We start from the raw sequence: 25,455 nt of genomic DNA on the forward strand, positions 1-25,455 counted from the left end.
AACGTATTAGATAGATAAGGAATACCCCCATGTCAGAACGTCTCCAAAATGACGTGGATCCGATCGAAACTCGCGACTGGCTACAGGCGATCGAATCGGTCATCCGTGAAGAAGGTGTTGAGCGCGCTCAGTATCTGATTGATCAGCTGCTTTCTGAAGCCCGCAAAGGCGGCGTGAAGGTTGCTTCAGGTGCAGGGGCTAGCAACTACGTAAACACGATTGCCGTTGAAGACGAACCGGAATACCCGGGCAATCTGGATCTGGAACGTCGTATCCGTTCAGCTATCCGCTGGAACGCCATCATGACTGTTCTGCGCGCGTCCAAGAAAGATCTGGAGCTGGGTGGCCACATGGCGTCCTTCCAGTCTTCTGCGACCGTTTACGAAGTGTGCTTTAACCACTTCTTCCGTGCAGCGAACGAGAAAGACGGCGGCGATCTGGTGTACTTCCAGGGCCACATCTCTCCGGGCATCTATGCACGTGCATTCCTGGAAGGTCGTCTGACTGAAGAGCAGATGAACAACTTCCGTCAGGAAGTTCACGGTAAAGGTCTGTCTTCTTACCCGCACCCTAAACTGATGCCTGAATTCTGGCAGTTCCCGACCGTATCCATGGGTCTGGGTCCAATCGGTGCGATCTATCAGGCTAAATTCCTGAAATATCTGGAACACCGTGGTCTGAAAGACACCTCTGAGCAGACCGTTTACGCCTTCCTGGGCGACGGCGAAATGGATGAGCCAGAATCTAAAGGTGCGATCACCATCGCAACCCGTGAGAAGCTGGACAACCTGTGCTTCATCATCAACTGTAACCTGCAGCGTCTGGATGGTCCGGTAACCGGTAACGGCAAGATCATCAACGAACTGGAAGGCATCTTCGCGGGTGCTGGCTGGAACGTAATCAAAGTCATGTGGGGTTCCCGTTGGGACGAACTGCTGCGTAAAGACACCAGCGGTAAACTGATCCAGCTGATGAACGAAACCGTTGACGGTGACTACCAGACCTTCAAATCCAAAGACGGTGCCTACGTGCGTGAGCACTTCTTCGGTAAATATCCTGAAACCGCCGCACTGGTTGCAGACTGGACTGATGAGCAGATCTGGGCGCTGAACCGTGGTGGTCACGATCCGAAGAAAATCTACGCGGCACTAAAAAAAGCGCGTGAGACCAAAGGTAAAGCGACTGTTATCCTGGCCCATACCATCAAAGGTTACGGCATGGGTGATACCGCAGAAGGTAAAAACATCGCTCACCAGGTTAAGAAAATGAACATGGACGGCGTGCGTTATATCCGCGACCGTTTCAACGTTCCAGTGACCGATGAGCAGGTAGAAAACCTGTCTTACATCACCTTCCCGGAAGGTTCTGAAGAGCACAAGTACCTGCACGAACGTCGTCAGGCGCTGAAAGGCTACCTGCCAGCTCGTCAGCCTAACTTCACCGAGAAGCTGGAACTGCCAGCGCTGGAAGACTTCTCTCAGCTGCTCGAAGAACAGAACAAAGAGATCTCTACCACTATCGCTTTCGTTCGTGCCCTGAACGTGATGCTGAAGAACAAGTCGATCAAAGATCGTCTGGTGCCAATCATCGCCGACGAAGCGCGTACTTTCGGTATGGAAGGTCTGTTCCGTCAGATCGGTATCTACAGCCCGAACGGCCAGCAGTACACCCCGCAGGACCGTGAGCAGGTTGCTTACTATAAAGAAGACGAGAAAGGTCAGATCCTGCAGGAAGGTATCAACGAGCTGGGTGCAGGCGCATCCTGGCTGGCTGCTGCGACATCTTACAGCACCAACAACCTGCCGATGATCCCGTTCTACATTTACTACTCCATGTTCGGGTTCCAGCGTATCGGTGACCTGTGCTGGCAGGCAGGCGACCAGCAGGCTCGCGGCTTCCTGATCGGTGGTACTTCTGGTCGTACGACCCTGAACGGTGAAGGTCTGCAGCACGAAGATGGTCACAGCCACATTCAGTCTCTGACTATCCCTAACTGTATCTCTTACGACCCGTCTTACGCGTACGAAGTGGCAGTCATCATGCATGACGGTCTGCAGCGCATGTACGGTGAAGCGCAAGAGAACATTTACTACTACATCACCACCCTGAACGAAAACTACCACATGCCGGCAATGCCAGCAGGTGCCGAGGAAGGTATCCGTAAAGGTATCTACAAACTCGAAACTGTTGAAGGTAGCAAAGGTAAAGTTCAGCTGCTGGGCTCCGGCTCTATCCTGCGTCACGTGCGTGAAGCCGCACAGATCCTGGCGAAGGACTACGGTGTCGGTTCCGACGTGTACAGCGTGACCTCCTTCACTGAACTGGCTCGTGATGGCCAGGATTGTGAGCGCTGGAACATGCTGCACCCAATGGAAACTCCACGCGTTCCGTACATCGCTCAGGTGATGAACGACGCGCCAGCGGTGGCGTCTACTGACTATATGAAACTGTTCGCTGAGCAGGTTCGTACTTACGTTCCAGCTGATGATTATCGCGTACTGGGTACTGACGGCTTCGGTCGTTCAGACAGCCGCGAAAACCTGCGTCACCACTTCGAAGTTGATGCTTCTTACGTGGTTGTAGCAGCACTGGGCGAACTGGCTAAACGTGGCGAAATCGATAAGAAAGTGGTTGCGGACGCAATTACCAAATTCAACATCGATGCAGATAAAGTTAACCCGCGTCTGGCGTAAGAGGTAAAAGAATAATGGCTATCGAAATCAATGTACCGGACATCGGGGCTGATGAAGTTGAAATCACCGAGATCCTGGTCAAAGTGGGCGACAAAGTTGAAGCTGAACAGTCGCTGATCACCGTAGAAGGCGACAAAGCCTCTATGGAAGTCCCGTCTCCTCAGGCTGGCATCGTTAAAGAGATTAAAGTCTCTGTTGGCGATAAAACCGAGACCGGCAAACTGATCATGATTTTCGATTCCGCCGACGGTGCAGCAGCTGCTGCACCTGCGCAGGAAGAGAAGAAAGAAGCCGCTCCGGCTGCTGCTCCAGCAGCTGCCGCCGCAGCAAAAGAAGTGAACGTGCCTGACATCGGCGGTGACGAAGTTGAAGTCACCGAAATCCTGGTGAAAGTGGGCGACACCGTTGCGGCTGAGCAGTCACTGATCACCGTAGAAGGTGACAAAGCCTCTATGGAAGTCCCTGCGCCGTTCGCGGGTACCGTTAAAGAGATCAAGATCAACACCGGTGACAAAGTGTCTACTGGCTCCCTGATCATGGTCTTCGAAGTGGCGGGTGCTGCACCTGCTTCCGCGCCTGCTCAGGCTGCTGCTCCGGCTCCGGCCGCTGCACCGGCTGCTGCTGGCGGCGCGAAAGACGTTAACGTACCGGACATCGGCGGTGACGAAGTTGAAGTGACGGAAGTGATGGTGAAAGTGGGCGACAAAGTTGCCGCTGAACAGTCACTGATCACCGTTGAAGGCGATAAAGCTTCCATGGAAGTTCCTGCGCCGTTCGCGGGTACCGTTAAAGAGATCAAAATCAGCACTGGCGACAAAGTGTCTACCGGCTCTCTGATCATGGTCTTCGAAGTGGAAGGCGCTGCGCCTGCCGCCGCTCCGGCTGCCGCTGCTGCTCCAGCACCGGCTGCTGCACCGGCTCAGGCTGCTAAACCTGCTGCTGCACCTGCTGCGAAAGCAGAAAAATCTGAGTTCGCTGAAAACGACGCGTATGTCCACGCCACCCCGCTCATTCGTCGGCTGGCGCGCGAGTTCGGTGTGAACCTGGCGAAAGTGAAAGGGACTGGCCGTAAGGGGCGTATCCTGCGCGAAGACGTTCAGACCTACGTGAAAGACGCGGTGAAACGTGCCGAAGCTGCACCTGCTGCAGCCGCTGGCGGCGGTATCCCGGGCATGCTGCCATGGCCGAAAGTGGACTTCAGCAAGTTCGGCGAAATCGAAGAAGTGGAACTGGGCCGTATCCAGAAAATCTCTGGTGCTAACCTGAGCCGTAACTGGGTGATGATCCCGCACGTTACGCACTTCGACAAAACCGATATCACCGATCTGGAAGCGTTCCGTAAACAGCAGAACGCCGAAGCTGAGAAGCGTAAACTGGACGTGAAATTCACCCCAGTGGTCTTCATCATGAAAGCCGTTGCCGCTGCACTTGAGCAGATGCCACGCTTCAACAGCTCCCTGTCTGAAGACGGCCAGAAGCTGACGCTGAAGAAATACATCAACATCGGTGTTGCGGTTGATACGCCAAATGGTCTGGTTGTTCCGGTCTTCAAGGACGTGAACAAGAAGAGCATCACTGAGCTGTCCCGTGAACTGACCACCATCTCCAAAAAAGCGCGTGATGGTAAGCTGACTGCCGGCGAAATGCAGGGCGGCTGCTTCACTATCTCCAGCATCGGCGGCCTGGGCACTACCCACTTCGCGCCGATTGTGAACGCGCCGGAAGTGGCTATCCTCGGTGTGTCCAAGTCCGCGATGGAGCCGGTGTGGAATGGTAAAGAGTTTGTGCCGCGTCTGATGATGCCAATCTCTCTGTCCTTCGACCACCGCGTGATCGACGGTGCTGATGGTGCGCGTTTCATCACCATCATCAACAACATGCTGAGCGACATTCGCCGCCTGGTGATGTAATCGAAAAGCCGGCCAGTCGGCCGGCTTTTTTCTGGTAATCTCATGCTGTTTTTGAGGTTACTGGCGTAAGCAAAAATTCATGAGCCGTTTGTTGTTTCAAAATTGTTAACAATTTTGTAAAATGCGGGCGGATAGAACGACCCGGTGGACGACGGGTATAAATTAAGAGGTCATGATGAGCACAGAAATCAAAACTCAGGTCGTAGTACTTGGGGCAGGCCCGGCAGGTTATTCCGCAGCATTCCGCGCCGCGGATTTAGGTCTGGAAACCGTCATCGTAGAACGTTACAACACCCTCGGTGGTGTTTGTCTGAACGTCGGCTGTATCCCTTCTAAAGCGCTGCTGCACGTCGCGAAAGTGATCGAAGAAGCCAAAGCGCTAGCTGAACACGGTATCGTCTTCGGCGAGCCGAAAACCGATATCGACAAAATTCGTACCTGGAAAGAGAAAGTTATCACTCAGCTGACCGGCGGTCTGGCGGGTATGGCCAAAGGCCGTAAAGTGAAAGTGGTAAACGGTCTGGGTAAATTCACCGGTGCGAACACCCTGGAAGTGGAAGGCGAAAACGGCAAAACCGTGATCAACTTCGACAACGCGATCATCGCGGCAGGTTCTCGCCCAATCGAACTGCCATTCATTCCACATGAAGATCCGCGCGTGTGGGATTCCACCGATGCACTGGAGCTGAAAACCGTTCCTAAGCGCCTGCTGGTTATGGGTGGCGGTATCATCGGTCTGGAAATGGGTACCGTGTACCATGCGCTGGGTTCAGACATTGACGTGGTTGAAATGTTCGACCAGGTTATCCCGGCTGCAGACAAAGACATCGTTAAAGTCTTCACCAAACGTATCAGCAAGAAATTCAACCTGATGCTGGAAACCAAAGTAACTGCCGTTGAAGCTAAAGAAGACGGTATTTACGTTTCCATGGAAGGCAAAAAAGCCCCATCCGAACCACAGCGTTACGACGCCGTGCTGGTGGCTATCGGCCGTGTGCCGAACGGTAAAAACCTCGACGCGGGCAAAGCTGGCGTGGAAGTGGACGACCGTGGCTTTATCCGCGTTGACAAACAGCTGCGCACTAACGTGCCGCACATCTTTGCTATCGGCGATATCGTCGGTCAGCCAATGCTGGCACACAAAGGTGTTCACGAAGGTCACGTTGCCGCTGAAGTTATCGCCGGCATGAAACACTACTTCGATCCGAAAGTGATCCCATCTATCGCGTACACCGAGCCAGAAGTGGCATGGGTGGGTCTGACTGAGAAAGAAGCGAAAGAGAAAGGCATCAGCTACGAAACCGCCACCTTCCCGTGGGCTGCTTCTGGCCGTGCTATCGCTTCCGACTGCGCAGACGGTATGACCAAACTGATCTTCGACAAAGAGACTCACCGCGTGATCGGTGGTGCGATTGTCGGGACCAACGGCGGCGAGCTGCTGGGTGAAATCGGTCTGGCGATCGAAATGGGTTGCGACGCGGAAGACATCGCGCTGACCATCCACGCTCACCCGACTCTGCACGAGTCCGTGGGCCTGGCGGCAGAAGTGTTTGAAGGTAGCATCACCGACCTGCCAAACGCGAAAGCGAAGAAGAAATAAGTTTCTTTTGATTGCTAAACGCCTCTCCGGAGGCGTTTTTTTTGCCCTGAAACTACCCAAATTGGTAGTCATCTCGTTGATATTTCCGCTAAAAATTCCTCTTCATCTGCCGATACTTTTTTCACCGTTGTGTGGCTACTGGCTGCGCTGTTCAGGGGTTCTGGACTTTTAATTACACGAAAAAAGGAAAACGCATGTCTTTAAAGAAAGTTGTGGGAATTGGCTTACTGGCGTCAGTCATGACGCTGACCGGATGTGGCGCGATGACGACTGCCGTGAAAAAACGCAACCTGGAAGTGAAAACCCAGATGAGTGAGACCATCTGGCTTGAGCCTTCTAGTGAAAAAACGGTCTACATCCAGGTTAAAAACACCTCCGATAAAGACATGAGCAACCTCCAGACGCTGCTGGCAAACGATCTGAGCGCTAAAGGGTATAAGGTAACGTCCTCACCTGACAGCGCATACTACTGGGTGCAGGCTAACGTCCTTAAAGCAGACAAAATGGACCTGCGCGAGTCTCAGGGCTACCTGAAAACCGGCTATGAAGGCGCCGCCGTGGGGGCCGCTCTGGGTGCCGGTATTACCGCCTACAACAGCAACTCCTCTGGCGCCGCGCTGGGCGTGGGTCTGGCGGCTGGGCTAATTGGCATGGCGGCAGATGCGATGGTAGAAGATGTGAACTACACCATGGTTACCGACCTGCAGATCTCTGAGCGTAGCAAAGCGAAAGTCACCACCGATAACATTGCGGCGCTGCGTCAGGGTACGTCCGGCGTGAAGCTGCAAACCAGCAGCGAGCAGGGCGATCGCGCGAAGTATCAGACCCGCGTGGTATCGAATGCTAACAAGGTCAATTTGAAATTCGAAGAAGCGAAACCAGTTCTGGAAGCGCAGTTGGCGAAATCAGTGGCAAATATTCTGTAAGTAAAATAGCCGGGTGGCGGCTTCGCCTTACCCGGCCTACAAAACGTGGTCCGTTGACATTACTCAGGGTTCGACGGGCTGCCAGGTTTTATCCGGGTTATACGCGGTCATCGCCCGGGCTTTCTGCTCAGAATCGCGACCGAGATCGGACTGGTAAACCTTGTCGTTCTGGTTTATCACGAAGCTCATCACGCCGGTTTGACCATAGCTGACCGGCCAGGCCACCATCGCGAAACCGTTATTATCCGGCAGGATGCGGAAGCGATAGCCGTGGTATCCCGCCCCAGGCTCTTTCGGACTGAACGCCGGACCAAGTGGGCTTGGCGTTTCGCCTGGCGAGACGGGCCAGTACAAACCATCCTTTTTCCCGTCCGCGCTGACAATTTTCTGCGCGTATTTCTGGTTCAGCGCAAAATAGTTCTGCTGGGCATCCACATAGGCATGTAAGGCTTCAATGGCGGCAAGCTCGTTACGCCCAATCTCGCGGGTCAGGATCTCCTCGGCCCCTTCTTTCATGTCAAATTGCCAGCCGGAAGCGGTTTTAACCACCGGGATGGGAAGCTGCCAGCCGCTGTCTCCGACAGCAAGATGTGCTGTGTTACCCTCGACGACCGTGTTGTGCCGGACTTTCCAGTCACGCAGGAAGCGAGCAACGGCATCAGGATCTACCCCTTCAGGCGGCAGAAAGTCGCGCCAGTTTTCGCCGAGCAGATTGCTCATCGCACTTTCGTTTTGCTCGCTGATGGCGCTGGCCAGCGCATCTGTTGCCTGTTCTGGCGTGCTGAAAGATTGCTGCGCCATCGCGGACGCCGACATCATGAACACCACCATTCCACAGAGAAGTTTATTTTTCATGTTTGCTCCCTTATCGATGACGGAATTCACGGTGTTCAACACGTCCGGCGGATGCCTGACGCGGCGGCTGATGACGGGCAGCCAGTTGTCTGCTTTGCGAACCACGCTGCTGCTGGGCTTGCCAGTTGGCGGAGCGACTGTCGTTACCGCTCAGCGCATTCGCCCGGGGCTGACTGGTTCGCTGCTGTAGCGCGTGTTGCTGCGCAGGTTGTGAGATTCGTTTCTCCTGTCGCTGCGTTGCGGTCTGGCGGTTTTCGCGCTGCTGTGTGGTTGTCCGCTTCGCCGTCTGAGGTTTGGTGTCATAGCCACGGTAGTTGCTGCGCTGAGAAATCTGCTTCAGCTGTTCGCTTGAGGCCTGCCGCTGTGCATCTTTAATCCCCGGGTGCGCAGTCTGTGGGAAGGTTTTGCCTGTCGATTTCTCCATCTGGCTGAGGGCGGCCTGACGCTGGCTATCGCGGCTAACCGGTTTTTGCTGTGTTGCGCTGAGCCCCGTAGCCGTGTTGGTGGAGTGGAAGCGCGTGTTGAGCTGGTTTGTCGGGTAGGGCACACCTTCCCGATAGGCCGGGTTGTGCTGCCAGGTGCGGCTGGCGTCCGTCAGACGCTGACCACTGATTTTATTAAAGTTCTGAACGTTAATATTGATGTTGTTATCACCGTTGCGATTATAGCCGCCGTGATCCCAGTCATCGTCATGATGGTGATGATCCCAGTCATCATCGTCATCCCAGTCGATATTGCTGAAGATGGCGTAGGTTGTCGCCACGCCCAGGCTAAAGCCTAAGCCTTTCACCAGGCTGTCGGTAAATTGCTCGCCAGGCGAGGGCGGGAGATAGGTTGGCGGATACGCGGTGTTTGGCCAGGTACCGTAAACCGTATTGGGGTTATAGGTAGGGACATAAACAACCTGCGGATCGGCAGATTCAATTTTGATTACCGTTGGGGCGGGCGCGGAAGTCGTGGCTGTCGTTGTTTCAGTGGTGCTGGTTTTCGCTGGCGCCGGTTTTGTCACGGTGGTGACCGTCTGCTGAGGCGTGGTTTGTAAAGCGCCGGTCTTCTGCGCCAGCGCGCGCAGGCGCTGAACGGAATCCATCACGTCCTTCGGCTGCGCGAGAAACGCATCGCCGAGGTTTTGTACCCACGGCGGATTCCCGCCCATCAGCGACATTAACTGAGGAAACGCCACCAGCGATTTCACGCTGGGATCCCACGGCTGGCTCGCCACCGCCTGAATTGCGGCATCGCCCTGCATGTTGGGGTTATCTTTTGACCACTGCGCGGCCTGGATAACGTTGGCCGGATAGGTCGATGCCATTAAAATTTGAGACAGCAGCGCGTCCGGATAGAGCGCAATCGGGGCGACCCACTGATCGATTTGCGCGGCCGTGTAAGCTGGTGCGACAACGGGAGCGGGTTGGGCCGCAGGTGTTGCCACCTGTTGTTGGGTGACAGGCGCGGGAGCGACAGGCTCTGATGCACGGCTTTTGACAAACATCACGCCAGAGGCGGCAAACAGCCCGGTACTGCACAGAAGGACGAGCAGATGTGGCTTAAAGGGCAACTTCATATAGTGACTCCAACGAGACAAGCGCTGTGCCGTGAGGCGTTACGGTTGGCGTGAGTATTATTCACCCGTCTTTTACGGTTTTGACTTTTCTTGGGAAGCGTCGATTTTGTCCGGACAAAGAGTGTGAATATTTATTACACAATTATATCGGATGGTTGAAAAACCGTCGGGGTTTCAGAAGGCCGCCCTTGCGAGCGGCCAGCAGCTAGTTGCCGAGGTTGACGACGAACAGCACCGTGATGTCGGATATGTTCCAGCCACCGTGTAGTGCGGTAAGCAGTAAACCGATCGCAACGATCAGCGCAGTGATTCGCATCTCCATTGCATGCGTTCCTGTACAGGCTACGCGGGTTCATTCTTCACCGGGAAAGGCAGAACCAGGCAAGTTGATGTTGCCGCGTAGGTTACGGAACTGCTCCCGGGCCCGGTGACTGGTTGCTACACCAGCGGAGCAGGCCGCGGAGAAGAATAGTCAGTTCAAGGGATCTGAAGAAGGCAAAAAATGCAATTACATGGGCTTTCATACGAAATGGGAAGGCGCTACGCAAAATCGCGATAGCGGCTTGCAAGCCAACAGGCGGTGATGCACAATCTCTCACGTTGATGTTGCCGCAAATCTGCCAACCCGGTGTGCTACCACCGCAAGGCAACAAATTAACCGCTGTGAGGCGGTTTTTTTGTACCCCGAATTCGTCTCGTTTCCCCGCTACACCATGCTTAACGATTCAGCAAATATTTTAATGTTGCTTTTTTGTAAACAGATTAACACTGTGCAGAAATCCTGCTATGCTGCCCGACGCGGTATCGGGCATTTACCCTACAAACTGCTGTCTCACAGGAGCGTGAAGAGAACGCCCGCCGCATATGACAATGAGAGCGAGGAGAACCGTCGTGCTAGAAGAATACCGTAAGCACGTAGCAGAACGTGCCGCCGAGGGAATTGTACCCAAACCGTTAGATGCAACCCAAATGGCCGCGCTCGTCGAGCTGCTGAAGAACCCGCCTAAGGGCGAAGAAGAATTCCTGTTAGATCTGCTGATCAACCGCGTACCGCCTGGCGTAGATGAAGCTGCCTACGTAAAAGCCGGATTCCTTGCTGCTATCGCCAAAGGCGAAGCCACCTCCCCACTGGTTACTCCTGAAAAAGCCATTGAACTGCTCGGCACTATGCAGGGTGGTTACAACATTCATCCGCTGATTGACGCGCTGGATAACGACACGCTGGCACCGATTGCCGCGAAAGCGCTCTCTTCAACGCTGCTGATGTTCGATAACTTCTACGATGTCGAAGAAAAAGCCAAAGCGGGCAATGTCTATGCGAAGCAGGTGATGCAGTCCTGGGCGGACGCCGAATGGTTCCTCAACCGTCCGGCCCTGGCAGAAAAAATTACCGTGACCGTCTTCAAAGTGACCGGTGAAACCAACACCGATGACCTCTCTCCGGCGCCGGATGCGTGGTCTCGTCCTGATATCCCTCTTCACGCCCTGGCGATGCTGAAGAACGCCCGTGAAGGCATTGAGCCGGATCAGCCGGGTAGCGTCGGCCCGATCAAACAGATCGAAGCGCTTCAGGAGAAAGGTTTCCCGCTGGCCTATGTGGGTGATGTTGTGGGTACCGGTTCTTCCCGTAAGTCCGCAACCAACTCCGTACTGTGGTTCATGGGTGACGACATTCCGCACGTGCCTAACAAGCGCGGCGGCGGCCTGTGCCTCGGCGGCAAAATTGCCCCTATCTTCTTTAACACCATGGAAGATGCAGGTGCGCTGCCAATTGAAGTGGATGTCAGTAACCTGAACATGGGCGACGTGATTGACGTCTACCCGTATAAAGGCGAAGTGCGTAACCACGACACTAACGAACTGCTGGCAAGCTTCGAGCTGAAAACCGACGTGCTGATCGACGAAGTGCGTGCCGGTGGCCGTATCCCGCTGATCATCGGTCGTGGCCTGACCACCAAAGCGCGTGAAGCGCTGGGCCTGCCGCACTCAGACGTGTTCCGTCACGCGAAAGATGTTGCGGAAAGCAACCGTGGTTATTCGCTGGCGCAGAAAATGGTGGGTCGCGCGTGCGGCGTTGCGGGTATTCGCCCTGGCGCATACTGTGAGCCGAAGATGACTTCCGTGGGGTCTCAGGACACCACCGGCCCAATGACCCGTGACGAACTGAAAGACCTGGCGTGCCTGGGCTTCTCTTCTGATCTGGTGATGCAGTCCTTCTGTCACACAGCGGCGTATCCGAAGCCGGTTGACGTGACCACGCACCACACGCTGCCAGACTTCATCATGAACCGTGGCGGTGTCTCCCTGCGTCCAGGTGACGGTGTTATCCACTCCTGGCTGAACCGCATGCTGCTGCCGGATACCGTGGGTACCGGTGGTGACTCCCACACCCGTTTCCCTATCGGTATCTCCTTCCCGGCGGGCTCCGGTCTGGTGGCATTTGCGGCTGCGACCGGCGTGATGCCGCTGGATATGCCGGAATCAGTGCTGGTGCGCTTCAAAGGTAAAATGCAGCCGGGTATCACCCTGCGCGACCTGGTTCACGCGATCCCGCTGTATGCGATTAAACAGGGCCTGCTGACCGTTGAGAAGAAAGGGAAGAAAAACATCTTCTCTGGCCGCATTCTGGAAATCGAAGGTCTGCCGGATCTGAAAGTGGAGCAGGCGTTCGAGCTGACCGATGCCTCCGCTGAGCGTTCTGCGGCGGGCTGTACCATCAAGCTGAACAAAGAGCCGATTATTGAGTATCTGACCTCCAACATCGTGCTGCTGAAGTGGATGATTGCAGAAGGCTACGGCGACCGTCGTACGCTGGAGCGTCGTATTCAGGGCATGGAGAAATGGCTGGCGGATCCGCAGCTGCTGGAAGCGGACGCTGACGCAGAGTATGCGGCGGTGATCGACATCGATCTGGCGGATATCAAAGAGCCAATCCTGTGTGCGCCGAACGATCCTGACGATGCGCGTCTGCTCTCTGATGTGCAGGGCGATAAGATCGACGAAGTGTTCATCGGCTCCTGCATGACCAACATCGGTCACTTCCGTGCTGCCGGTAAGCTGCTGGATACCCATAAAGGCCAGCTGCCGACCCGCCTGTGGGTGGCACCGCCAACCCGTATGGATGCCGCACAGCTGACGGAAGAAGGTTACTACAGCGTGTTTGGTAAGAGTGGTGCGCGTATCGAAATCCCAGGTTGTTCCCTGTGTATGGGTAACCAGGCGCGCGTGGCGGACGGTGCGACGGTGGTCTCCACCTCTACCCGTAACTTCCCGAACCGTTTAGGTACCGGTGCGAACGTTTACCTGGCTTCTGCGGAGCTGGCTGCGGTTGCGGCGCTGATTGGCAAGCTGCCAACGCCGGAAGAGTACCAGACCTTTGTGGCTCAGGTAGATAAGACGGCGGTGGACACCTATCGCTATCTGAACTTCGACCAGCTCTCTCAGTACACCGAGAAGGCTGACGGGGTTATCTTCCAGACGGCAGTATAAACAGCCAAACCGTCTCTACGAGACGGTTTTTAGTGTTTGCACCCTCTCCCGTGGGAGAGGGACGGGGTGAGGGCATCAGGCCGCTGGGTCTTGCTCTCACTTTTTATTTTCATTCCTCCCGCCTCTCCCGCTTTTTTTCTTCCTCTCTACTGCGATAATTACCCTAATGGCTTTGCAGAGGAAAATACTATGGATTACGAATTTCTGCGCGACATCACCGGAGTGGTGAAAGTGCGTATGTCGATGGGGCACGAAGCCGTTGGCCACTGGTTTAACGAAGAGGTGAAAGAGGATCTAGCGCTGCTGGATGAAGTTGAACAGGCGGCGAAGACGGTAAAAGGCAGTGAACGCTCCTGGCAACGTGCCGGACATGAATACACGCTGTGGATGGATGGCGAAGAGGTGATGGTGCGCGCCAACCAGCTGGAGTTTTCGGGTGATGAGATGGAAGAGGGGATGAGCTACTACGATGAAGAGAGCCTGTCGCTGTGCGGCGTCGAGGACTTTTTGCAGGTGGTAGCTGCGTACCGGGCGTTTATGAAACAGAAGTAACGGAAATTCCCTCCGGAGAGCCGGAGGGAATCTGCGGGTTTTACGCTACAGTAAAAATCTCACAAAATTAGCGGTAGGGTTGGTCGCTGCAACGGGTGTTGCCCTCCCGGCGCTGAACGACCACGCCTGGCATTGGGAGGCGACTGGCATACCGTCGTTACGTACAAGGAATTTCACACCACCCGGGTTTTGCGGTGGATCGCTGACCGGCATTCCGCAGGCGATCAGAAAATCAATGTCGCTGTTTTTGCTCTGCAGCTCCGCTATCCGTTGCTCCCAGCCCGCCGGGCGAACATTCCCCTGCGTGAAGTAATCCAGACAGATATCAATGCTGAACGGCTTATCGCCCGCATAAGTATTGGTGAAGTAATCGGTGACAACGATCCCATGCAATGATTCTGCCGACACTTCGCTGCTGTCGCCGATATGAATGATCTGACCATCCGGCAATTGGGCAGAAATATGCCCCGGGATCGCGTGGCTGTCCGTCTGAGGAAAGAAATCAATCGTGGAAACGTAGCGTTTCGGCCACATCGTCAGGGATTTATCGCTACGGGTATTTTGCCCGCACAGCAGCTAGTTCACGGCGTGAAAAACGGCGTCGTGGCAGGGCGTCTTCTCACTCTCGTCATCGTCTCGATACAGGATGGCACAGGTTCCCGCCAGAAAGGTGATGGCAGAGGAGGGGTCCCCGGAACGGGCAGGGAAGGTATCAATCAGTCTGTTAACGTAGTCGCTGACATTGCTCATGTAGAAATCACCGAGCTTCATGATGTCATCTTCACTGTGCACATTACTCCAGCGGGTATTCCAGAAGAATTCTGGAAGCGTGACAAAGGTATGATCCCAGCTGCCGGAGTCGGTTTCCAGTACCGTTTTGAGCTGAGCACTGACCTGACTCAGGCGGAATTCCATCCGCTCTTTGGCGTGTGCCAGCAGATCTTCATCCGCCCCTCGCAGGTCGTCTGCCTCGTGCGTAAAGGAGTCAGCACACCAGGAAAGAATTCGAATTGTCATGTTACACCTCGTGATTGATCAGGATAAAAACAGGTTTTTTTCAGCGTTCCGACGTGCAGTCAGGCCCGCCAGAACCTGGCCACCGGCATGGTTCCATTTCAGAAATTCTTCAGCTGCGCCGTTGAAGTCTCCGCTGTTCACTTTGCGTAACAGGGTTGAACTCTTCAGATTGGCTGGCCCCAGATTAAAGGCGAAGCTCACCAGAGCATCGAACTGGTTCTGGGTGACTTCCACCGTCAGCATGTTGTTGACGTCATGCTCAAAACGCTGCAAGTCCTCACGTAGGATCTGCTCCGCGTCTTCAGCGGTGATGGTTCGCGTGCCGCCTGGTGGGATCGGGTTTTCGACATGGCCATAACCGATGGTTGGAATGCCGACGGCATCTTTGTAGGTGGTTAAACGCAGGCCTTCATACTGTTTGATAAGGGCAATGCCGCCATTGCCCGTTGTTTTCAAAGCATCACTCATGGTTTTTCTCCTTTACGGGGACGGGAGTCATACGGTGGATGAATTCATCAAGCAGGCGCAGCACCGCTTCTGGCGGCTCCTGAGCGACAAAATCAATTTCAATATCAATGTTTTGGGTGTCCGTTTTACCTTCATGGGGCTGGGGCGCCATGGTGACGAGGAAGTGGCCACGCTCTCCCTGTCCTGTTAGCGTGCTTATGGATTCGGTTGCATCACCGCGAACGGTCAGGCGCATCTTCATTCTCTCCATCGAGAGATTGCGCGGTGGTGCAAGCGTTACCAGCGGCACGTTCAAACGATGCTCATCATCCAGCTGAAGCTCGGCGTAGTCGGGTTTGTAGCTACCGTCTGGAGCCTGCTCAAACAACTGGGAGAGCACGGCGATGTACTGATGGGTCATATACTGGTTGGCACTGAAAGCCGCGTGCTGGAGCCCTTGTACCAGGGTATCTAAGCCCATAGCGTGGTTGCCCTTGTTGCCGGCAGGAGGCGGCGGCGTACCGTTATCGCTTCCACCGGCACCGCCGTTATTTCCCCCGTCATTGCCTCCGGTGTTGCCGTTTTCGCCGGAGGGAGCATGGGACGGCGTTATGTCCGGTGGATCTTCTGATGACAGCGTTGTCGGTTTATCCGCCGGGGTTTCGGGACTGGTTTCAGGCGTTACAGCGTCGGGCGATTTACGGCTGAACCAGAATCGACGTGAATCAGGCATGCTTTTTCTCCTTCAGGCAGGTGTCCGTAAGCCGGGCACCTGCCAGGGGTATTAAATGCGTTTGAATGTGTGGTGTGGGTTAACCGTTACCCCCTTGAGGCGGCGCGACCGGGGCAGGGGCCGGTGCTGGGGTAATCAGACCTGAACTGTTGGTGGCAGGCAGTGTGGCAGGCTGATCTTCTGCGCGTTGTGCCGGTTTGGTGGCAGCATTTGTCAGATAATCGACCACGCGGCTGAGCGCCTCCGGCATCGGCTGACGTTTTACAGAGGTGTGGATGGAGTATTTGGCTCGGGTATCGGTCGAGCGGGTCTGTTCTGACTTATGGCTAACACTCCCCTTCACGCTGACGGAGAATGGACCCCAGCCGATTTTGCCCTCAAGGGAGCCTTCCTGGCTGCTGCTTTCGTTGCTGGCTGCGCTCTGGTGGATCTCAAGCTCGAAGTCGATAGTCCCTTCTTCGATACAGATGATGGGATGCACGACTGCCGCGAGCAGAGGAATACGCATGACTTTGGTCTGTGTACCGGTCGTCACGCCTTTCTCATCGACGAGCGTTTCCTCATAATCAAACTGTACCGAAACGGCCTTGCCGTCCTTAATACAGACACTTAATAAGAAATCGGTATAACTTTTTGCTGCCTGGGTTTGGGCTTTAATCATTGCCTGTAGTGGCGCAGAAATCATACTGTCTAGCGGCAATGAACTAATAACTGAACCTATAAATCCGGCATCAACATTTGCATCTGGCATAATTCATTCCTCGATATTTTGGTGGTTGCAGAATATGTCTGCCCCTTAATCATGGATATCGATGAATAAAGCATCTATAAGCGTAAAGTTATGTTTTCAGAAATCATTCCGTCTGTATGGAATGGCCTGTATCGAAAGTTACATGGCGAAATGCGACGGGCTGTGCTTAATAAATTAAACCGGCATTACTCCTGCAATTGAAAATTTCATCTGGTGTTATTGCTTTTCATCGCACAGCAGCTCTCGCGTTGAGGTCTGTATGAGGTTTTTAAGTGCCGCTAACAAGATAACGATTATTTAAGTGGGACGACAATGAATATACTTATTTATGATGAATTGCCGCTGTTCATTCATGGCATCCGATGCCGTTGGGCTGAACTTGCGCCCGCACTACATATCACAGCAGCACATAGCGAAGATGAGGTCTGGAAAGGTTTAATAAAAAACCGGGCTGATATTATTATTCTGGATGCTGATTACGAGATTGAGAAAAAAATAGCATTATTAACGCAGTTAACATCACAGGCGGATCATGTTTTCGTGTTGATGAACTTTTCACGGCTGGATAATGTAAACCCGATTTATTTTTTGGAGAATGGTGCCGCCGGGATTTTGACAAAGAAAATGGAGTCGGAAGAGTTATTGCAGGCGATCGAATGGGTGCGGCAAGGGAGAATATATTTACCGGATAGTTGCCTGCGTGAGCATAAATTAATACGAATGCATAATTCCCCACCCCCTTTGCGCACACTCTCACCCCGGCAGCGCGAGATCCTGCATCTTGTTGTCCAGGGACACAGTAATAAACAAATTTGTCGTGTGCTGGGGATTGCGGAAGGAACGGTTAAGAATCATCTCCATGCCTTGTTTCGTCAACTGGGTGTCAGAAATCGTACGGAAGCGGCGATGATACTGGCACAAACGCCGGTTTAAGAAACAAACAAAATAATAAAGAAGGAAAAATCATCGCTTTTCCTTCTTTATCCGTTTGCATGCGTGTTACACGGCAGGAATATTGCGGCCGTAGTAGATTTCGCGCATCTCTTTCCAGAGCAGGTCGGTAATGGCCTTGCGCTCGTCTTCGCTCAAATCTTCTGGTCGGGTGTGGAACATGTAGTGCTTAAGGTCAAACTCCTTAAGTAACATCTTGGTATGGAAGATGTTTTCCTGATACACGTTCACATCCATCATGTCATACAGCGACTTCATGTCGTCAGACATAAAGTTCTGGATGGAGTTGATCTCATGGTCGATGAAGTGCTTCATCCCATTGATATCGCGGGTAAAGCCGCGCACGCGATAATCAATGGTCACGATGTCCGATTCCAGCTGGTGGATTAAATAGTTCAGCGCGTTCAGCGGGGAAATCACGCCACAGGTCGACACTTCTATGTCAGCCCGGAAAGTACACAGCCCACCTTCCGGGTGGCTCTCCGGATAGGTGTGCACGCAGATATGGCTTTTATCGAGGTGCGCGACGACCACTTCCGGCAGCGGGCCCGGATGCTCCGTTTTGTCGATAAGCTTCGGGTCGACCGGCTCTTCGCTGACCAGAATGGTCACGCTGGCACCCTGGGGTTCGTAATCCTGACGCGCAATGTTCAGGATGTTGGCGCCAATGATTGAACAGGTTTCTGTCAGGATCTCGGTCAGACGGTTGGCGTTGTAGAGTTCGTCGATATAGGCGATGTAACCATCGCGTTCTTCCGCTGTTTTGGCATAGCAGATATCGTAAATACAAAAACTCAGGCTTTTGGTCAGGTTGTTAAAGCCATGCAGTTTAAGCTTTTTCAATTAGCTCACCCCCTTAGTGGATAATGCGTCTTGCAGGTACTGCGGCAGCGCAAACGCGGCGGTATGAATTGCCGGATTGTAGTAGCGGCACGTGAGACCAGCCTGATGGAAGCGGGCCTGAATAATTTCAGTCGAGAGGTGGCGCAGCACGTCGTTATCCGTCGCCCAGGCAAAGGTCATGATCCCGCCGTAATAGGTAGGAATGGCCGCCTGATAGAAGCTGACGTCAGAAAAATAGGTGCTGAGCTTGCGATGGCTGTCGAGCGCTTCATCCTGCTGCAGGAAGCAGACGCCATTTTGTGCGACAAAGATCCCGCCAGGGTTCAGGCAGCGCTTACAGCCTTCGTAGAACGAGGAGGTAAACAGCGATGCGCCCGGGCCGATAGGGTCGGTGCAGTCGGAGATAATGACGTCAAAGGTCTGCGAGGTCTGGTTAACGAAGTTAACGCCGTCGTCAATCACCAGGTTAAACCGCGGATCGTCATAGCTACCGGCATTGTGGTTGGGCAGGTACTGACGGCAGAAAGAGACCACACCCGCGTCGATCTCGACCATCGTAATGGTTTCAATCGATTGATGACGGGACACTTCACGCAGCATTGCGCCGTCGCCACCGCCGATAATCAGAACGTGTTTCGCGTGCCCGTGCGCCAGCAGCGGAACGTGGGTCATCATCTCGTGATAGATAAACTCGTCACGCTCGGTCGTTTGTACTACGCCATCCAGTGCCATGACGCGGCCAAAAGCGGCATTCTCAAAGATGATGAGATCCTGGTGATCGGTTTTCTCATGATAGAGCACGTTATCAACGGCAAAATACTGACCAAACTGGTCATGCAGTGTTTCATGCCACAACGTGTGGTCGGCCATACGCGGACTCCTCCTTTGTTAACATCCGTAACACTCATAAAAAATGAGCGAAACATGATAGCTAACTATAACCATGGTTGCACGGTTATAGGGTGAACAAGGGGCGTCGGGAAGATTATTTCACGTAGGCGAGCAGGCTGAGTGAATCGCGAGCCAGCGCTTTGCATTTTTTAGCCGTGGGAATGCCAATACCGCTCAAGTCACGGTAACTGTCTTCACCGAGCGCCTTCATGTCAAAGCTGTCGTAGTTGCTGAGATCCCATTGGTTCTGCTGGGCGAAAAAGACCAGCGCACGGCGAATTTGCCCGTTGGGTAAATTCTGGTAGCCACAATCATTTTTCAGGAATACAAAAACCGCCGTCAGGTCGGCCATATCTTCCGCTTCATTTTCACTGAGCGCATAGCTGTTCGCACACATTGCCATCAGGCTACCGAACAAAATTGTCCTGAAAAACGTCTTCATTGCTTCTACCACTTCTTCACGGAAAATTAACGTTAGCATACTTGATGCCAGTGCGACGATCTTTATTATTGCCGCCCGACTTGACCTTCCGGTAAGGGGAGGGTTTATGCTCAAAAGATCGCCTGCTGGAAATAAGGAAATGAACATGCAACGTCGTGATTTTTTAAAATATTCCGTTGCGCTGGGGGCTGCCAGCGCATTACCACTCTGGAGCCGCGCCGTTTTCGCGGCTGAAAGACCTGCCTTACCCATCCCTGATTTACTGACCGCTGACGCCCGTAGCCGTATCCAGCTCGTTGTTCAGTCCGGTCAAACATCCTTTGGCGGGCACAACGCCACGACGTGGGGCTATAACGGCAATTTGCTCGGTCCGGCGCTTCAGCTACGTAAAGGGAAAGCGGTGACGGTGGATATCCACAACACGCTCGCAGAAGAGACGACGCTCCACTGGCACGGGCTGGAAGTGCCGGGTGAAGTCGACGGTGGACCACAGGGCATTATCAAGGCCGGTGGTAAACGTAGCGTGACTTTTACGCCCGAGCAGCGTGCGGCGACCTGCTGGTTCCATCCGCATCAGCATGGCAAAACCGGCCATCAGGTTGCGATGGGGTTGGCCGGGCTGGTGCTGATTGAAGACGATGAAAGCCGCCTGCTGCGTCTGCCGAAACAGTGGGGCATCGATGATGTGCCGGTGATTGTGCAGGACAAAAAATTCACCGCAGACGGGCAGATTGACTACCAGCTGGACGTCATGAGCGCGGCGGTCGGCTGGTTCGGGGATACGCTGCTGACCAACGGTGCGATTTACCCTCAGCACGCCGCGCCAAAAGGCTGGCTGCGTTTACGTCTGCTTAACGGCTGTAACGCGCGTTCCCTTAATTTTGCGACCAGTGATAAACGCCCTTTGTACGTGGTCGCCAGCGACGGGGGGCTTCTGCCCGAGCCAGTTAAAGTGGATGCGCTGCCGATGCTCATGGGGGAGCGCTTTGAGGTGCTGGTGGATATCAGCGACGGCAAGGCGTTTGACCTGGTGACCCTCCCGGTCAGCCAGATGGGGATGGCGGTTGCGCCATTTGATAAGCCGCATCCAGTGTTACGCATTCAGCCGTTACTGGTTACCGCGTCGGGCACGCTGCCGGATACGTTAACCACGCTGCCTGCACTCCCGTCGCTTGACGGGCTCACGCAACGCAAGCTTCAGCTCTCCATGGACCCGATGCTCGACATGATGGGCATGCAGGCGCTGATGAAGAAGTATGGCAATCAGGCAATGGCGGGAATGCATCACGGTCAGATGATGGGCCATATGAATATGGACCACGGCAAAATGGGCGGCATGGATCATGGCGGCCATGGCTTTGATTTCCACAACGCCAATAAGATCAACGGTAAATCGTTTGATATGAACACGCCGATGTTTGCCGCTACAAAAGGGCAGTTTGAGCGCTGGGTGATTTCAGGCGAAGGCGACATGATGCTGCACCCGTTCCACATCCACGGCACGCAGTTCCGCATTCTTTCTGAGAACGGCAACGCGCCGGATGCGCATCGCGCAGGCTGGAAGGACACCGTGAGAGTGGAGGGCGGCGTGAGCGAGGTGCTGGTGAAGTTTGACCACGACGCGCCGAAGGAGTTTGCCTACATGGCGCATTGCCATCTGCTGGAGCATGAAGATACGGGGATGATGCTCGGTTTTACCGTATAAAAAAAGCCGGGTGGCGGCTTCGCCTTACCCGGCCTACTTTTCGCTGGTGCGGCCTGATGCCCTCACCCTGACCCTCTCCCACGGGGAGAGGGAACAGACACTAAAAACGGAAACTTTCGTTGCCGTTTTGCTTTTACCTTGCGTCGTCAGGCAGCGCATACGCGACGATATAGTCGCCCATCTTCGTGCCAAACGAACCGTGACCACCCGCAGAGATGACAACGTACTGCTTGCCATTCACTTCATAGGTCATCGGCGTTGCCTGTCCACCCGCAGGCAGACGGCCTTGCCACAGTTTCTCACCGTTGGTCATGTTGTACGCGCGCAGGTAGTTATCTGCGGTTGCCGCGATGAACAGCACGTTACCGGCGGTAGAGATTGGGCCACCCAGCATTGGCATACCCATATTGAACGGCACCGGAACCGGCATCGGGAACGGCATGCTGTCCTGTGGCGTACCAATACGTTTTTTCCACACAATCTGGTTGGTTTTCAGATCCAGACCGGAGATGTAACCCCAGGCAGGCTGTTTACACGGCAGACCAAACGGTGACAGGAACGGGTTCAGGGTCACGCCATACGGTACGCCATACTGCGGCTGGATACCGGCTTCGGTACCGCTACCTTTCGCATCTTTCGGCTGCTCCATTGGGTTGCCCGGACCGCGTGGGATCAGGCGGGAAACGAACGGCAGCGCCATTGGGTTGGCGATAGCAACCTGACGGTTCGGGTCGACGGAAATACCGCCCCATTCGAACATCCCCAGGTTACCCGGGAAGACCAGCGTGCCCTGCTCAGAAGGTGGTGTGAAGATGCCTTCATAGCGCAGCTGATGGAACATCACGCGGCATACCAGCTGGTCAAACATGGTGGCACCCCACATGTCTGCCCCGCTCAGGTCTTTCTTCGGACGGAAGCTCAGGTCAGAGAACGGCTGCGTTTTAGAGACGTAATCGCCTTTCGCCGCGCCCTGCGGAACCGGTTTTTCCGGCGCAGGCACAACCAGCTTGCCGTTGCTGCGATCCAGCACGAAGATGTTGCCGGTTTTCGCCGGGGCGTAAATCACTGGCACGGTTTTGCCGTTAACGGTAATGTCGGCCAGCGTCGGCTGGGACGGCATATCCATATCCCACAGATCGTGGTGAACGGTCTGGTAGCTCCATGCCAGCTTACCGGTCGTCGCGTTCAGCGCCACGATGGCGCTCGCATAGCGCTCCTGCTCCGGCGTACGGTTACCGCCCCAGATATCTGGCGTGGTCACACCCATCGGCAGGTACACCAGGTCCAGCTTCGCGTCATACGCGGCAGGCGCCCAGGAGTTTGGCGAGTTGAAGGTAAACGTGTGTTCGTCTGACGGGATCGCGTTAGGATCTTTCGCGCCCGGATCGAAGGCCCACAGCAGTTTACCGGTATTCACGTCGAAGCCGCGGATCACGCCCGAGGTTTCACGCGTGGAGAAGTTATCCGTCACTGAACCGGCAATCACGATGGTTTTATCGGTGATGATTGGCGGAGAAGTCGGTTCATACAGACCCGGCGTGGTGTCCGGCATGTTGGTCTGCAGATTCAGGATACCTTTGTTGGCGAAGGTTTCGCACAGCTTGCCGGTTTCTGCGTTGATGGCAAACAGACGGCCATCGTTCACAGGCAGCATAATACGGCGAGGACAGTCGGCAACCACTTCCGGGCTCGCATTATCCGCACGCGCTTCGTGGTAAGAGACGCCACGGCAGGTCACGTGCTGGAATGACGGGTTGGAATTCAGCTGTGGATCGAAGTGCCATTTTTCTTTACCGGTGGCCGCGTCGAGCGCGAACAGACGCTGGTGCGCCGTACACAGATAAAGCATGTTGCCGACTTTAATTGGCGTCACTTCGTTGGTCAGTTCGCCCGGATCGTTCGGCATCTTCAGGTCGCCGGTGCGGAATACCCAGGCTTCTTTCAGGTTTTTAACGTTGTCCGCGTTGATCTGCTTAAGCGGGGAGTAACGCTGACCTTCCTGGTTACGGCCATAGGCCGGCCAGTCACCGTCAGCAACCTGCGAGATAGCCGCCGCAGGGGTAGACTCCGCATTCAGCGTCCCGTTGATCTCCTGCGGATCGTTAAAACCGGCCCAGGTGAGCATACCGCCGCTGATGAGCAACGCCACCAGCAGTGCCGCCACGGCACCGCGGGAAGGCACAATCAGGCGACGCCAGACGAACGGCAGGATCAGCCAGATACCGAAGAAGACCAGGATGTCGCTGCGCGGCGTCAGTGCCCAGAAGTCGAAGCCGACTTCCCAGACGCCCCAGATCATGGTTGCGAGGAGTAAAACTGCATACAGCCACAGTGCAGATTGTTTTCTACGCCAGAGCAGGACGGTTACGCCAAGCATAACCAGGCCCGCGATTGGGTAGTACCAGGAGCCGCCGATCGCGACCAGCCAGACGCCACCGATTAACAGGTACAGGCCGCAGAAGGCGGCGAATAACGCTGTTAGTGTCACCAGTAGACGCGGCTGTTTAGAGTGTGTTTCAGCCATAGAAAGTGTACTCGTCAGTTTTTGTTAATAATTTGCTAGCAACTAATTATAGGTATTAACAAGTGTGATCGGAATCACAATATTTGCTTTTTATAACTCATACGCCAGGCTTATCCATTTGCTGATATAATGGCTGGCTTGCGTATCAATGCCTGAAGTGAGTTCATCTGCATTGAGAGATTTTCATTAAAATCATATGGTTAGTAATATGAAACATACTGTTGAAGTGATGATCCCGGAAGCCGAGATCAAAGCGCGTATCGCCGAACTGGGTCGTCAAATCACCGAACATTACAAGGACAGCGGCAGCGAAATGGTGCTGGTTGGTCTGTTGCGTGGCTCTTTCATGTTCATGGCGGACCTGTGCCGTGAAGTGCAGGTGTCTCACGAGGTCGATTTTATGACCGCCTCCAGCTACGGCAGCGGCATGTCCACAACCCGTGATGTGAAAATCCTGAAAGATCTGGATGAAGATATTCGTGGCAAAGACGTGTTGATCGTGGAGGATATTATCGACTCCGGTAACACGCTCTCTAAAGTGCGCGAGATCCTGAGCCTGCGCGAGCCGAAATCACTGGCAATTTGTACGCTGCTGGATAAACCTGACCGTCGCGAAGTGCAGGTCCCGGTAGAGTTTGTCGGTTTCTCCATTCCGGACGAATTCGTGGTGGGTTACGGCATCGACTACGCACAGCGTTATCGTCATCTGCCGTATGTGGGAAAAGTGGTATTGCTGGACGAGTAAACGAGTTGGGTGCGGCCTGATGCCCTCACCCCGGCCCTCTCCCACAGGGAGAGGGAGCAAACCCAAAAAACGGCAACCTGGTTGCCGTTTTGCTTTTACCTCGGCGCCACCCGGCTTTTTAACGTGCACTTATTTGTGGTTCACATGCTTAAGCTTGAGGTTGGCAATCCCTGAGCGGTAACGCTGTTCCAGCGTTTCGCGGTTGGTGGCGGTGACTTCCAGATTGCGCAGCAGACCATCGTGAATACCGTACGCCCAGCCGTGGATAGAGACCTTCTGCCCGCGTTTCCACGCTGACTGCATGATGGTCGAATGCCCAAGGTTATACACCTGCTCCATCACGTTGAGTTCGCACAGGGTGTCCATGCGACGCTCCTGCGGCATTTCGCCCAGCAGTGAGCTATGTTTGAACCAGATATCGCGGATGTGCAGCAGCCAGTTATCAATCAATCCCAGTTCCGGGTTTTCAACCGCCGCCTGCACGCCGCCGCAGCCGTAGTGGCCACAAATAATGATGTGCTCGACTTCCAGAACGTCAACGGCATACTGAACCACAGACAGGCAGTTGAGATCGGTGTGAATCACCAGGTTGGCGACATTACGGTGAACAAACAGTTCTCCTGGCTCAAGGCCAGTCAGACGTTCCGCCGGCACGCGGCTGTCGGAACAGCCAATCCAGAGAAAGCGCGGGTTCTGGGCTTGTGCGAGTTTTCCAAAAAATCCGGGGTCTTCCTCCACCAGCATTTTTGACCATAGTGCATTGTTGCTAATGAGTGTATCTATGTCGTTCATGGAGGTTAGCGACCTGTAACCAAGT

Annotated in this window: 21 protein-coding genes; 9 read left to right on the plus strand and 12 right to left on the minus strand. The window is 54.4% G+C overall.

Features of this window, described 5'->3' with window-relative positions; translation table 11 throughout:
• The first annotated feature begins 29 nt into the window (after positions 1-29).
• The 4 genes from aceE (at position 30) to traT (ending at position 7,129) form a co-directional block, all read left to right on the plus strand.
• On the plus strand, positions 30-2,693 hold the full coding sequence (gene aceE / locus L3068_RS03565; RefSeq protein WP_014882566.1) for a pyruvate dehydrogenase (acetyl-transferring), homodimeric type: 2,664 nt from the start codon (positions 30-32) through the stop codon (positions 2,691-2,693).
• A gap of 14 nt (positions 2,694-2,707) precedes the next feature.
• Positions 2,708-4,603: a pyruvate dehydrogenase complex dihydrolipoyllysine-residue acetyltransferase gene (gene aceF / locus L3068_RS03570; RefSeq protein WP_014882567.1), complete on the plus strand. Its 1,896-nt coding sequence runs from the start codon at positions 2,708-2,710 to the stop codon at positions 4,601-4,603.
• 175 nt (positions 4,604-4,778) lie between these two features.
• The gene (gene lpdA, locus L3068_RS03575) at positions 4,779-6,203 is read left to right on the plus strand and encodes a dihydrolipoyl dehydrogenase (protein ID WP_014882568.1); all 1,425 of its coding nucleotides are present in this window, start codon (positions 4,779-4,781) and stop codon (positions 6,201-6,203) included.
• A 194-nt stretch (positions 6,204-6,397) separates the two neighbouring features.
• Positions 6,398-7,129, plus strand: coding sequence for a conjugal transfer complement resistance protein TraT (gene traT, locus L3068_RS03580; protein ID WP_014882569.1), 732 nt, complete (start codon positions 6,398-6,400; stop codon positions 7,127-7,129).
• 63 nt (positions 7,130-7,192) lie between these two features.
• Here traT and L3068_RS03585 read toward each other — a convergent pair whose 3' ends face one another.
• Together L3068_RS03585 and L3068_RS03590 are read right to left on the minus strand one after the other, a co-directional pair.
• Positions 7,193-7,984, minus strand: a complete 792-nt coding sequence (locus tag L3068_RS03585; protein WP_117580917.1) for a DUF2950 domain-containing protein — start codon at positions 7,982-7,984, stop codon at positions 7,193-7,195.
• A gap of 10 nt (positions 7,985-7,994) precedes the next feature.
• Complete coding sequence (locus L3068_RS03590) at positions 7,995-9,548, minus strand: DUF3300 domain-containing protein (RefSeq protein ID WP_063434187.1); 1,554 nt, start codon at positions 9,546-9,548, stop codon at positions 7,995-7,997.
• Positions 9,549-10,439: 891 nt separating this feature from the next.
• On the opposite strand from L3068_RS03590, the gene acnB reads away from it, so the two are divergent.
• On the plus strand, positions 10,440-13,037 hold the full coding sequence (acnB, locus tag L3068_RS03595) for a bifunctional aconitate hydratase 2/2-methylisocitrate dehydratase (RefSeq protein WP_023332097.1): 2,598 nt from the start codon (positions 10,440-10,442) through the stop codon (positions 13,035-13,037).
• Between the two features lie 189 nt (positions 13,038-13,226).
• Complete coding sequence (gene yacL, locus L3068_RS03600) at positions 13,227-13,589, plus strand: protein YacL (RefSeq protein WP_014882574.1); 363 nt, start codon at positions 13,227-13,229, stop codon at positions 13,587-13,589.
• 45 nt (positions 13,590-13,634) lie between these two features.
• Here the strand turns inward: yacL and L3068_RS03605 are convergent, their stop codons facing one another.
• From L3068_RS03605 to L3068_RS03625, 5 genes are all read right to left on the minus strand, one after another.
• On the minus strand, positions 13,635-14,123 hold the full coding sequence (locus L3068_RS03605) for a hypothetical protein (RefSeq protein ID WP_232947899.1): 489 nt from the start codon (positions 14,121-14,123) through the stop codon (positions 13,635-13,637).
• A 42-nt stretch (positions 14,124-14,165) separates the two neighbouring features.
• Positions 14,166-14,606: a hypothetical protein gene (locus L3068_RS03610; RefSeq protein ID WP_232947898.1), complete on the minus strand. Its 441-nt coding sequence runs from the start codon at positions 14,604-14,606 to the stop codon at positions 14,166-14,168.
• Between the two features lie 18 nt (positions 14,607-14,624).
• The gene (locus tag L3068_RS03615; protein ID WP_023339018.1) at positions 14,625-15,074 is read right to left on the minus strand and encodes a lysozyme; all 450 of its coding nucleotides are present in this window, start codon (positions 15,072-15,074) and stop codon (positions 14,625-14,627) included.
• Positions 15,067-15,786 carry a DUF2589 domain-containing protein gene (locus L3068_RS03620; RefSeq protein ID WP_117580919.1) on the minus strand — a complete coding sequence of 240 codons (720 nt, stop codon included), beginning with the start codon at positions 15,784-15,786 and terminating at the stop codon, positions 15,067-15,069. The genes L3068_RS03615 and L3068_RS03620 overlap by 8 nt, the downstream gene beginning before the upstream one ends.
• A gap of 79 nt (positions 15,787-15,865) precedes the next feature.
• Positions 15,866-16,537 (minus strand): DUF2589 domain-containing protein, encoded by a 672-nt coding sequence (locus L3068_RS03625; RefSeq protein ID WP_023332101.1) that lies wholly within the window; start codon positions 16,535-16,537, stop codon positions 15,866-15,868.
• A gap of 312 nt (positions 16,538-16,849) precedes the next feature.
• Between L3068_RS03625 and L3068_RS03630 the strand changes: the two genes are divergently transcribed.
• Complete coding sequence (locus tag L3068_RS03630; RefSeq protein WP_014882579.1) at positions 16,850-17,470, plus strand: LuxR C-terminal-related transcriptional regulator; 621 nt, start codon at positions 16,850-16,852, stop codon at positions 17,468-17,470.
• A gap of 66 nt (positions 17,471-17,536) precedes the next feature.
• Here L3068_RS03630 and speD read toward each other — a convergent pair whose 3' ends face one another.
• The 3 genes from speD to L3068_RS03645 all read right to left on the minus strand — a co-directional run bounded on the left by speD (position 17,537) and on the right by L3068_RS03645 (position 19,664).
• Positions 17,537-18,331 (minus strand): adenosylmethionine decarboxylase, encoded by a 795-nt coding sequence (gene speD, locus L3068_RS03635; protein WP_014882580.1) that lies wholly within the window; start codon positions 18,329-18,331, stop codon positions 17,537-17,539.
• Complete coding sequence (gene speE, locus L3068_RS03640; RefSeq protein ID WP_014882581.1) at positions 18,332-19,201, minus strand: polyamine aminopropyltransferase; 870 nt, start codon at positions 19,199-19,201, stop codon at positions 18,332-18,334.
• Positions 19,202-19,316: 115 nt separating this feature from the next.
• On the minus strand, positions 19,317-19,664 hold the full coding sequence (locus L3068_RS03645; RefSeq protein ID WP_014882582.1) for a YacC family pilotin-like protein: 348 nt from the start codon (positions 19,662-19,664) through the stop codon (positions 19,317-19,319).
• A gap of 145 nt (positions 19,665-19,809) precedes the next feature.
• Here L3068_RS03645 and cueO point away from each other — a divergent pair, with 145 nt between their 5' ends.
• The gene (cueO, locus tag L3068_RS03650) at positions 19,810-21,369 is read left to right on the plus strand and encodes a multicopper oxidase CueO (RefSeq protein ID WP_047344017.1); all 1,560 of its coding nucleotides are present in this window, start codon (positions 19,810-19,812) and stop codon (positions 21,367-21,369) included.
• Between the two features lie 133 nt (positions 21,370-21,502).
• Here cueO and L3068_RS03655 read toward each other — a convergent pair whose 3' ends face one another.
• Positions 21,503-23,893, minus strand: a complete 2,391-nt coding sequence (locus L3068_RS03655; RefSeq protein ID WP_032637492.1) for a glucose/quinate/shikimate family membrane-bound PQQ-dependent dehydrogenase — start codon at positions 23,891-23,893, stop codon at positions 21,503-21,505.
• A gap of 208 nt (positions 23,894-24,101) precedes the next feature.
• Here L3068_RS03655 and hpt point away from each other — a divergent pair, with 208 nt between their 5' ends.
• Positions 24,102-24,638, plus strand: a complete 537-nt coding sequence (hpt, locus tag L3068_RS03660) for a hypoxanthine phosphoribosyltransferase (RefSeq protein ID WP_013095614.1) — start codon at positions 24,102-24,104, stop codon at positions 24,636-24,638.
• A gap of 129 nt (positions 24,639-24,767) precedes the next feature.
• Here hpt and can read toward each other — a convergent pair whose 3' ends face one another.
• A complete protein-coding gene (gene can, locus L3068_RS03665; RefSeq protein WP_014882586.1) occupies positions 24,768-25,430 on the minus strand; it encodes a carbonate dehydratase in 663 nt (220 codons plus the stop codon).
• Positions 25,431-25,455: the final 25 nt, after the last annotated feature.

It is taken from the genome of Enterobacter cloacae complex sp. ECL414 (assembly GCF_021869685.1).
Taxonomy (GTDB): Bacteria; Pseudomonadota; Gammaproteobacteria; order Enterobacterales; family Enterobacteriaceae; genus Enterobacter; species Enterobacter kobei.